The sequence below is a fragment of the Pantoea sp. CTOTU49201 genome, assembly GCF_032054795.1.
Lineage (GTDB): Bacteria > Pseudomonadota > Gammaproteobacteria > Enterobacterales > Enterobacteriaceae > Pantoea > Pantoea symbiotica.
In genome coordinates, this window is sequence record NZ_DAMBSA010000140.1 from 1 (window position 1) to 10287 (window position 10287).

Genomic DNA, 10287 nt, shown 5'->3' on the forward strand with positions numbered 1-10287 from the left:
AGACCGATCATGCCGAGCGCCATCGCGCTGTGAGTCAGCGCGTAGATTTGCCAGCTGACTGCGACCGAGAACATTTGAAAACCAAACGATGAACAGGTGCGCGCCAGCCAAAAGGCGACAAACGACCTGTGCCGCAGCAACGAATCCTCTGCTGCGGATACTGTAGAGCCCATAGTTTTATCCCATCCTAAATCATTACATCGGTTAGCGTCGTTGCACCAACCTGGTGAAAAGCCACATCATGGCTTCCGCTTTATTTTTTCAGGCCACAGAGTGCGGCATCTTGTTGAGCCAGGCAATGGCTAGCCGTGCTGTTTAAAAACAGAAGCTTATCCAAAATTTAGCTAAGCATAGGGCTCTTAATATTAGCCGGCTGATGGTTATAACGTGAAAATATCAACACACATAAGATGATGGCGAATTATCGCTACCGCTTCACTTAATATCTCTCTATCAGAGACAATTAAAAAAGATCAACTTTATTAAGCAAAGGGTTTATATTGTCCGGGTTAAGATTTCACCAGGCGCCCGTTCTTATAATAATTAAGACGTTCCATCCAATTAATTTATTCACAGAGATAAATGGAAAACAGATCTTATAATCCTTATGTTACTGAGCGCATTCGCCGTTTCGACGGTGCGCTAGCTGGCGTGTGTTATTCAGCACCTTTTATGCATTGCGAACCGGAAAGCACGACAACACTTAATGGATGCAACATAATTTCGCTGCATAACCAGTTGCCGAATGCACCCGAATTAATAATCATCCCGTTAACGGGAAATAACCTTGTGCGCTTTTTACAGGCACCGGATAATTATTCCTGCCTGCAGAATGAGAATGTACAATTGGCGATCAATTATGCCGATTTAGTTCAGCAAGATAGTGCATTACGCCAGGCCGCAGAGCGTTTCTCATTTTGGCTATATGATTTGGCACCGCCCGGCACCTGCTGGAAGAATATATCCACCTTTCCTTTTCGCGGTATTGTGCTGACCGATGAGTTTTTTAACGATAATTACCTCAAGTTCAGCTTTCCTTTTCTGCTGGAGTCCTGTCGCGAAAGAGAAGCGGAGGTAATATTACGTACCCAGCAGTTAACGCTGCCTGCTGAACACTATGAGCAACTTAATTTGAGTGGCTGGCAACAGCAACGTACCAGCAGCAGGCTGCTCGAAGGGTAAACGTTTACACAAAGTGTTGCTCTTAGGTGTTATGGCCCGATCTAACCGGACATAACACCTTTATTCCCCCATAAAATGTCGCACTACTTCCTCTCCACGCGTGCAAAGCACTAAAAATATCAAACCCTTTAACGTTTTTAAGATAAAATTTAACGCAAAGGGAACATCTCGCCGCACGGAAAGCGTCGTTCGAACCGTTTCGTTATTTCGTACTCTATGTCGGGAAGCAACCCAACGCGTTGTTTCCTTTTTAGTTTTTGATGATAAAGAGAGAGGACGCGATGGTGGGGAGAGCTTCCTCCTCTTTTGGCGTCATCTGTTTGCTCACAGTGCTTTTTGCACTGCTGACGGGCGCGTTTATGCTGGTTGGTGGCGTTTGGTTAGCCGCCATTGGTGGTTCCTGGTACTACGTTATTGGCGGTGTGGTCATGTTGATCACCGCTATTCTGCTGTGGCGCCGTAGCGGCTCAGCATTACTGCTGTACGCATTGCTGCTGTTGGCAACGCTGGTGTGGGGCGTGTGGGAAGTCGGTTTCGACTTCTGGGCGCTGGCACCGCGTACCGATGTGCTGGTGATCTTCGGCATCTGGCTGATTCTGCCGTTTGTGTATCGCGGTCTGAATAATGCCGGCAAAGGCGCTCTGGCGCTGTTGTCAGTGGCGCTGCTTGCCAGCGTGCTGGTGCTGGCGTGGGCAGTGTTCCACGATCCACAAGAGCTGAACGGTGAAATTCCAGCGGCAGCCTCTAATGCTCCGCAGGCGCAGCCGCTGAGCAAAATCGATGATGCTGACTGGCCTGCATATGCACGTGACCAGCAAGGCACCCGTTTCTCGCCGCTGAAGCAGATCAACACCGGTAACGTTAAAGAGCTGCAGGTTGCCTGGCAGTTCCAGACCGGCGATTTGAAGACGCCAAACGATCCGGGCGAAATCACCGATGAAGTCACGCCAATCAAAATCCGCGACACTCTGTATCTGTGCTCACCGCACCAGATTCTGTTTGCGCTGGATGCTAAAACCGGTAAGCAGAAGTGGAAATTTGATCCGGGCCTGAAGCCGAATCCAACCTTCCAGCACGTGACCTGCCGTGGCGTTTCTTACCACGAAGTCCCTGCTGCAGCTGATGCGGCCAATACCCAACCTGCGCTGTGCTCACGCCGTATTTACCTGCCGGTAAATGATGGCCGTATGTTCGCGCTGGATGCGGAAACCGGTGAACGTTGTGCTGCCTTTGGCAACAACGGTGAACTGGATCTGCAGCACAAGCAGCCAGTATTGACCCCAGGTCAGTACGAGCCAACCTCACCGCCGGTCATCACCGACACTACCATCGTGGTAGCGGGCGCGGTCACCGATAACTACTCAACCCGTGAGCCGTCTGGCGCCATTCGTGGCTTCGACGTCAACACCGGTAAACTGTTGTGGGTGTTCGATCCGGGCGCGAAAGATCCGAACGCGATTCCACAGGATGAACACACCTTCACCATGAATTCACCGAACTCATGGGCACCGGCGGTGTACGATCCGAAACTGGATATCGTTTACCTGCCAATGGGTGTGTCAACGCCAGATATCTGGGGCGGCAACCGCACAGCAGAGCAGGAACGTTATGCGAGCAGCGTACTGGCACTGAACGCCACCACCGGTAAGCTGGTGTGGTCGTATCAGACCGTGCATCACGATCTGTGGGATATGGACCTGCCGTCGCAGCCGACACTGGCCGATATCACCACCAAAGATGGTAAAACCGTACCGGTAATTTATGCACCGGCGAAAACCGGTAACATCTTTGTGCTGGATCGTCGCACCGGCGAGCCGGTTGTCCCTGCGCCGGAAACCCCGGTTCCACAGGGCGCAGCCAAAGGTGACCACGTTTCACCAACTCAGCCGTACTCCGAACTGACCTTCCGTCCGAAACAGAATCTGACGGACAAGGACATGTGGGGCGCGACGATGTACGACCAGCTGGTGTGCCGCGTGATCTTCAAGCGTCTGCGCTATGAAGGTCCGTTCACCCCGCCGTCTGAGCAAGGTACGCTGGTCTTCCCAGGCAACCTCGGCATGTTCGAATGGGGCGGTATCGCGGTGGATCCACATCGTCAGATTGCGATTGCTAACCCAATGGCGCTGCCGTTTGTTTCCAAGCTGGTTCCGCGCGGTCCGGGCAACCCGATCGAGCCACCGGCTGACGACAAAGGTGGTTCAGGTACTGAAACCGGAATTCAGCCACAGTACGGCGTACCGTACGGCGTGGAGCTGAATCCGTTCCTGTCACCATTTGGTCTGCCGTGTAAACAACCGGCGTGGGGCTATGTCTCAGCGGTTGATCTGAAGACTAACGAAACCGTGTGGAAAAAACGCATTGGTACGGTTCGCGATAGCGCGCCAGTTCCACTGCCGTTCAAAATGGGTATGCCAATGCTGGGCGGCCCAATCACCACCGCAGGTAACGTGTTCTTCATTGGTGCTACTGCAGATAACTATCTGCGTGCCTTCGACACCAATACCGGTGAAATGCTGTGGCAAGCACGTCTGCCAGCAGGCGGCCAGGCAACGCCGATGACCTATGAAGTGGATGGCAAGCAGTACGTTGTTATCGCAGCAGGTGGTCACGGTTCGTTTGGTACCAAGCTGGGCGATTATGTGATTGCTTATGCACTGCCAGATGCGAAGTAAGTTTTTGCGTTGAGGTAACAAAGCGGGCTTAGGCCCGCTTTTTCGTAGGGTCGCCATTTATGGCGACCTTTGCAAAAAACGCACAAACTTGCGGTGCGCCCATCATGTCGCACGGTTAGCGGTTACGCAGCACGCGGGCGTTTAACAGCGCGCACAGCGCCATAATCACGCAGGTCGCCAGAAACACTGGACGCATACCAAACGCGCCGCCAATAAAGCCGCCGAACAGCGGACCTGAAACCTGGCCAACATACTGCGCCGATGTCGAATACCCCAGCATCTTTCCCACCTGCGACTGCGGTACGCTGTGACGAATCAGCGCCGTGACGCACGGCATCAATCCACCCAGCGCCATGCCCATCAGAAAACGCAGCACCACCAATTGCCACGCTTCGCTGATAAACGCCTGCGGGATCAGCAGCAACGCGCAGGCTATCAATCCGTAAACCAGCACGCGACCATGTCCAACGCGATCGGCCAGCCGTCCCAGGCGCGGCGCGGAGATAATGCTGCCGAGCGCAGCGGCCGCCATCACCAATCCGGCGGTGACGGTTATTGCGTGATCGCCACTGACAAACTGACCGATATACAGCGTGATGATCGGCTCAATCGACATATTGGCGAAAATCAGCAGCATGCCCGACAGCCACATCAGGCGCACCACCGGCAGATTCAGTGACTTCGCATCGTCAGCAACGTTTTGCGGGATTTTCTTGCCAGAGGGACGCGGCACCTCTTTCAGTAAAAAGGTGGTGGCGAGGAAGGCGAGGAAAATCACCGCGCCGGTCAGCCAGAAGGTGTGACGAATGCCAATCAGCGGCGGCAACACGCCGCCCAGCAGCGGCCCCACCACGTTGCCGGCCATAATGCCGGATGACAACACGCCGAGCGCCCAGCCGGTTTGTTCTTTCGGCGTTTGCGCCGCCACCAGAATGGTCGATCCCGAGGCGTAGCCGCCGAGCAAACCCGCCAGCAAACGCAGCGCCACCAGCTGCCACGGCGCGGTGGCCATGCCAATCAGCGACATCGCAATCGCCATGCCGAGGCTGGCGCGGATCAGCATCAGTTTGCGGCCATAGCGATCGGCCAGTTTGCCCCACAGCGGCGCGGTCAAGGCGGCGCTGAGGAAGGTGGCGCCGTAGGCTGCACCCGACCAGCGCGCAATCGCCGCCGGTTCCTGCACGCCGAGTTGCTGCACGTAGAGCGGCAGAAACGGCAACAGTAGCGTCATCGCCACGATGGTGCTGAACGAACCCAGCACGCAGACAAATAAATTTCGCTTCCAGTGTTGCTGTTCGGGCGCTAACGCGAGTGGAGGTTGCTGCATGGTGATATCCCTGTTTTTTGCTTTTTTAGCAGGCTAACAGCGAGCAATCAGAGAAAACAGGGTTGTGATGATAATTGCCAGGCGGCGCAACATTGTTGCCAGATAACAACAATCACGACGTACCGAGCGCGTTGATTAATGCATCGCACAGCAAGGTTACCGGCGAAGAGGGTTGCGGCTGCTCTTTAAGCAACAGGTAGCTGTGCAGGCGATCCATTTGCCACTCCGGTAACACCTGCTGGATTTCACCGCGCGCTAAAGCATCTTGCGTCATATAAGCAGGCAGATAAGCGATGCCGGTCCCCGCCAGCGCCGCATTGAGCAGCGCCATGCTGTTGTTAGCGCGGAAACGGCTATGTACATCCAGCGCCAGCCGCTGTTTATCACGGCGAAACGGCAGCGCGGCGGTGTGCGCCGGACCGTGAAACAGCAGCAGATCGTGGCGCGTCAGGCGGTCGGGATGATCGATAGGCGCATGCGCCGCCAGATAATCCGGCGTGGCGTACAAGCCCCAGTCAATGCTGGCGAGTTCACGATAGTTGGCTGCATCGGGCGCACGTGCGCGGATGACAATCGCTACGTCGGCGCTGGGTTGCGGGTCATCGCTGGTGGTGAGTTCGAGATCGACATTGATGTGAATATGGCGGCGAATAAAGTCATTCAGCGTTGGCACCACGCACTGGCAGCCGTAGGTGATCGGCGCCTGCAAGCGCACGTTGCCTGCGGGCAGTTGATGCACCTGCTGCACAAAGGCGTCGGCGCGATGCATCTCTTCCAGCATGCGCACGCAGAACGGATAGTAAGCCTGGCCGAGCTCCGTCAGCACCACTTTGCGCGTGGTGCGCTGCAGCAGTTTGATGCCGAGCCGCACTTCCAGTCGCGCCACTTCGCGGCTGACGTGGGATTTGGAGACGCCTAAGGTGCGTGCGGCTTCGCTAAAGCTTTGCCGTTCCACTACGCGTGCAAACAGCATCATGGCGGAGAGATTGTCGCTGTTGTCCATGTTCTCTGGCAGTTAAGAGAGTGAGAACAGCAGCTTATAACAAATTCCCCGATCCTGGTCGCCATAAATGGCGACCCTACGCGACGGCTAATGGGAACAATAAACGATCCGGCTCGACGCGACGCTGGCGGCGCAGCTGGCCTGGCGTAACCATGAAGTAGTTTTTGAAGGTGCGAGTATAAGCCTGCTGCGTATCGAAGCCGTAACTCATCGCCACCTGCAAAATCGCCTCATCGCTGTTAATCAGCGTCAATGCCGATTCGGTTAAGCGGCGCTGGCGAATGTACTCGGCCAGCGAAAAACCGGTGTGCTGACGGAACAGACGTTGCAGATGCCAGCGGGAGTATCCCGAGCGGCGTGCTACTTCATCCAGATGAAGATCGTGCCCTAAGTTATTCTCTATCCAGTCCAGCAAACTACGGATAAATTCGCGCTGATTCATGGGATTCTCCTGCGTTGGCAATATGTCCAGTGCAGCCACAATAGCGCGTTAAATTTATCCCTTAATTAGCAGAAAATTAGCGCAGAATTAGCAAGCGGGAAAACGGGTATAATTCTGGCCTAATTATCTGTCGCTACACTGCGTTCAGTTAAGTTGGAGGGCATCATGCGTGTGCTGCTGGTAGAAGATGACGAAATGATTGGCGCGAATCTGCAGCAAGCGCTGGAAGCGGCAGGTTGGTCAGTGGATTGGGTACGCGACGGCGTCTATGCCAGCAATGCCTGGGCCGAAGGCGGCTATACCTGCGTGTTACTGGATCTTGGTTTGCCGCGTGAAGATGGCCTGCAGGTGCTGCGTCGAGCGCGCACGCGCGGCGACATGACGCCGGTGCTGGTGCTCACCGCCCGCGATACCGTGCAGCAGCGCATTCAGGGATTGGACAGCGGCGCGGATGACTATTTGCTGAAACCCTTTGATCTGCAAGAAGTGCTGGCACGTATGCGCGCCATTACCCGCCGTCGTCACGGTGCGGCAGATTCTCTGCTCGGCAGCGGCGATGTTCAGATCGACATCATGACGCGCGAAGTGCTGTACAAAAGCCAACGCGAACAGCTCACCGCACGCGAATATGCCCTGCTCTACGCCTTGCTGGAGCGGCCCGGCGCCATCCTCTCACGCGAACAGTTAGAAAACCGCATTTACGGCTGGGGCGAAGAGGTCAGCAGCAATGCTGTGGATGTACTGATTCACGGTATGCGTCGCAAACTGGATAACGAAGTGATCCGCAACGTACGCGGACTTGGCTGGCGGGTACCGGCAATATGAAACCTTTCACCTTTATGCGCTCGCTGCGTAACAAACTGCTCGCCACGCTGGTGATTCTGCATCTGGCGATGATTGGCGGCGTCACCTGGTATTTCTATCACTGCTACGGCGACATGATGGGCACCATGAAGGACGATCAGCTCGCCAAGATCGCCGATGCCTGGGCCAGCAGCCAACGCATGCCGGCGCTGATGCCGATGGTGATGCATGAAGAGAAACTCAAAAGCACCTATATCGTTCAGCTGTGGGACGAAAGCAACCATCTGCGCGCCAGCTCGTGGCCGGGTTTGCATGCGCCGTTGCAGCTGAAAAAAGGCTGGACCGATTTGAAAGTCGGTGACTGTGGCGACGACTGCGAATGGCGTGTTTACACGCGGCCCGGCGAGCTGGGCAGTGAAATCGGCAATATTCAGGTGCTGCATAATATCGGCTACATGAAAAGTATCATGGTCAAGCGAGCGCTCTCCGCCATCATTCCGTTGGTGCTGATGATGCCGCTCTCGCTGATCGTGATATGGCTGGTGGTGCGGGCGATAACGCGCGATTTGCGCGTGGCTTCGCGCCATATTGCGGCGCAGGAAACGCTGCATCCGCATAGCGTTTCACCTGATGGTTTACCGGATGAAGTGCTGCCGCTGGTGGCAGCTTACAACGCTTTGCTGGATAGACTGCGCGCGGCGTGGTCATCGCAGCGTCAGTTCCTTGAAGATGCGGCGCATGAGCTGCGCACGCCGGTCACCGCCGTGACCTTGCAGCTGGAGAATTTGCGGCAACACATTCAACCCGGTGAAGCCAGCCGCCAGTTCGATCAGCTGGAAGCGGGCGTAACGCGCACGCGCCATCTGGTGACGCAGCTGCTGAATATCTCACGTCAGGAAGATCAATCGGTGGTCGCCACGGTAGAAAGCATCGAGCTGGACGACCTGCTGAAAGAGAGCATTGAGCAGCTGATGGTGGTGGCAGATAAGCGCGGCATTGATATCGGCTTTAACGGCACCACGCATTATCGCCTGCACGCCAGCCGCTCCGATCTGCGTAGCCTGTTCGATAACCTGATCGGCAATGCGATGCTGCACACGCCGGAAGGCAGTTTGGTCGATGTGCTGCTGCATCGCGTCGGCAATCACACTGTGGTGGATATTGTCGATAACGGGCCCGGCATGGCGGAATCCTTTATCGAACGCGCCTTTGACCGCTTCACCCGTTCGCCAGATGTGCAGGCGCAAGGTAGCGGCTTAGGCTTATCGATTGTGCGCAGCGTGGCGCAGAAGCATCAGATGCAGGTTGCGCTGTCGAACCGCCACGATCAGCAGGGCCAGATTGCCGGCCTGCAGGTACGCGTTACCCTCCCATAACTCCGCAAGGTCGCCATTCATGGCGACCTTGCAATCTATCGCACCATCCCCTCAACACCTTTTTCCCGACGAACGCGACACGTAAACGGTTGCGGGGTTCCGTTCGCCTCACGGTCTTTATGTGATAATGATCACATTTCTAGTGAATCAAACTGCAACACTTTTTGACAAACGTGACCAAAATCTATTTTCTATGCCTCTGTTACAGGCACATTACGCAAGCTTGAAAATCTGGCGACACAGACCGGATACGACAACTCACTGCCCATCCCCTGGGATCAATTTCACCCGATCGCGGCGACGGCCCGGCGATCAAAAGCATGTGGTTAACAATAATGAAATATAAAGCGTTGATAGCAGGGGCCTTATTGGCCAGCAGCTGGACTGGTGCGGCACAAGCAGCAGACAGCGATCCGCAATACGTGTCTGACTGGTGGCACCAGAGCGTGAACGTGGTGGGCAGCTACCACACCCGTTTTGGACCCCAGTTCAACAACGACGTGTATCTGGAATATGAAGCCTTTGCCAAAAAGGATTGGTTCGATTTCTACGGCTACCTCGATCTGACTAACTTCTTCGGCGTGGGTAACAGCAACGCCAACGGCGTGTTCGACCACGGTTCGCCGATGTTCATGGAAATTGAGCCACGTTTCTCTATCGATAAGCTGACCGGCACCGATCTCTCTTTTGGTCCGTTTAAAGAGTGGTACTTCGCCAACAACTACATCTATGACATGGGTCGCAACAGCGATAGCCGTCAGAACACCTGGTACATGGGTCTCGGCACCGACATCGATACGCACAGCGATATCGGGCTGTCGCTGAACGTTTACGCGAAATACCAGTGGGAAAACTACGGTGCGGCGAACGAAAACAGCTGGGATGGTTATCGCTTCAAAGTGAAATACTTTGTGCCGATTACCGACCTGTGGGGCGGCAAGCTGAGCTACATCGGCTTCACCAACTTCGACTGGGGTTCAGATCTGCGTGATAAGTCCGATCGTTCACGCACCAGCAACTCGATTGCATCGAGCCACATTCTGTCGCTGAACTACGATCACTGGCATGTTTCTACCGTGGCGCGTTACTTCCACAACGGCGGCCAGTGGGCTGACGGCCAGGAGCTGAACTTCGGTAACGGTCCGTTTGAAGTGAAATCGACTGGCTGGGGTTATTATTTGGTAGTGGGTTACAACTTCTAATCGAGTGAAACGGTCGCCATGGGATGGTGTGGTTGGTGAAACGGTCGCCATGAGATGGGTGCGGTTGGTGAAACGGTCGCCATGAATGGCGACCCTACGACGTAGGGTGCGCATTAATGCGAACCGTTTTAATGACGATGATGAAAACCAACGCATTTATGCGCACCTGGTTGAACACCGCACCCACCTAAATCTGCGGCTTATACGCATTCACCATCCACGGCACGCCGAACTTATCGGTTAACATGCCAAAGCCATTGGCCCAGAACGTCGGTG

At 55.0% G+C, this 10287-nt stretch carries 8 protein-coding genes and 2 pseudogenes; 5 read left to right on the top strand and 5 right to left on the bottom strand.

Annotation, left to right across the window (positions count from 1 at the left end; all coding sequences use genetic code 11):
* Nucleotides 1-173: pseudogene (locus RTY00_RS11710) on the bottom strand (MFS transporter); the annotation flags it as partial.
* Between the two features lie 409 nt (nucleotides 174-582).
* Between RTY00_RS11710 and RTY00_RS11715 the strand changes: the two are divergent.
* A complete protein-coding gene (locus RTY00_RS11715; protein WP_312664561.1) occupies nucleotides 583-1182 on the top strand; it encodes a hypothetical protein in 600 nt (199 codons plus the stop codon).
* Between the two features lie 281 nt (nucleotides 1183-1463).
* Nucleotides 1464-3857: a glucose/quinate/shikimate family membrane-bound PQQ-dependent dehydrogenase gene (locus RTY00_RS11720; protein ID WP_312664563.1), complete on the top strand. Its 2394-nt coding sequence runs from the start codon at nucleotides 1464-1466 to the stop codon at nucleotides 3855-3857.
* A 115-nt stretch (nucleotides 3858-3972) separates the two neighbouring features.
* Here the strand turns inward: RTY00_RS11720 and RTY00_RS11725 are convergent, their stop codons facing one another.
* The 3 genes from RTY00_RS11725 to RTY00_RS11735 form a co-directional block, all read right to left on the bottom strand.
* Complete coding sequence (locus tag RTY00_RS11725; RefSeq protein ID WP_312664564.1) at nucleotides 3973-5184, bottom strand: MFS transporter; 1212 nt, start codon at nucleotides 5182-5184, stop codon at nucleotides 3973-3975.
* A 112-nt stretch (nucleotides 5185-5296) separates the two neighbouring features.
* The gene (locus RTY00_RS11730; protein ID WP_312664565.1) at nucleotides 5297-6187 is read right to left on the bottom strand and encodes a LysR family transcriptional regulator; all 891 of its coding nucleotides are present in this window, start codon (nucleotides 6185-6187) and stop codon (nucleotides 5297-5299) included.
* A 76-nt stretch (nucleotides 6188-6263) separates the two neighbouring features.
* Nucleotides 6264-6629, bottom strand: a complete 366-nt coding sequence (locus tag RTY00_RS11735) for a helix-turn-helix domain-containing protein (RefSeq protein ID WP_008105596.1) — start codon at nucleotides 6627-6629, stop codon at nucleotides 6264-6266.
* Between the two features lie 165 nt (nucleotides 6630-6794).
* On the opposite strand from RTY00_RS11735, the gene RTY00_RS11740 reads away from it, so the two are divergent.
* From RTY00_RS11740 to RTY00_RS11750, 3 genes are all read left to right on the top strand, one after another.
* Complete coding sequence (locus tag RTY00_RS11740) at nucleotides 6795-7454, top strand: response regulator (RefSeq protein ID WP_312664566.1); 660 nt, start codon at nucleotides 6795-6797, stop codon at nucleotides 7452-7454.
* Entirely contained in the window at nucleotides 7451-8809 is a 1359-nt protein-coding gene (locus RTY00_RS11745; protein ID WP_008105600.1) for a sensor histidine kinase, read from the top strand. The genes RTY00_RS11740 and RTY00_RS11745 overlap by 4 nt, the downstream gene beginning before the upstream one ends.
* 335 nt (nucleotides 8810-9144) lie before the next feature.
* Nucleotides 9145-10011, top strand: a complete 867-nt coding sequence (locus RTY00_RS11750) for a nucleoside-specific channel-forming protein Tsx (RefSeq protein ID WP_154182526.1) — start codon at nucleotides 9145-9147, stop codon at nucleotides 10009-10011.
* Nucleotides 10012-10198: 187 nt separating this feature from the next.
* Here the strand turns inward: RTY00_RS11750 and RTY00_RS11755 are convergent.
* A pseudogene (locus RTY00_RS11755) lies at nucleotides 10199-10287 on the bottom strand (VOC family protein); the annotation flags it as partial.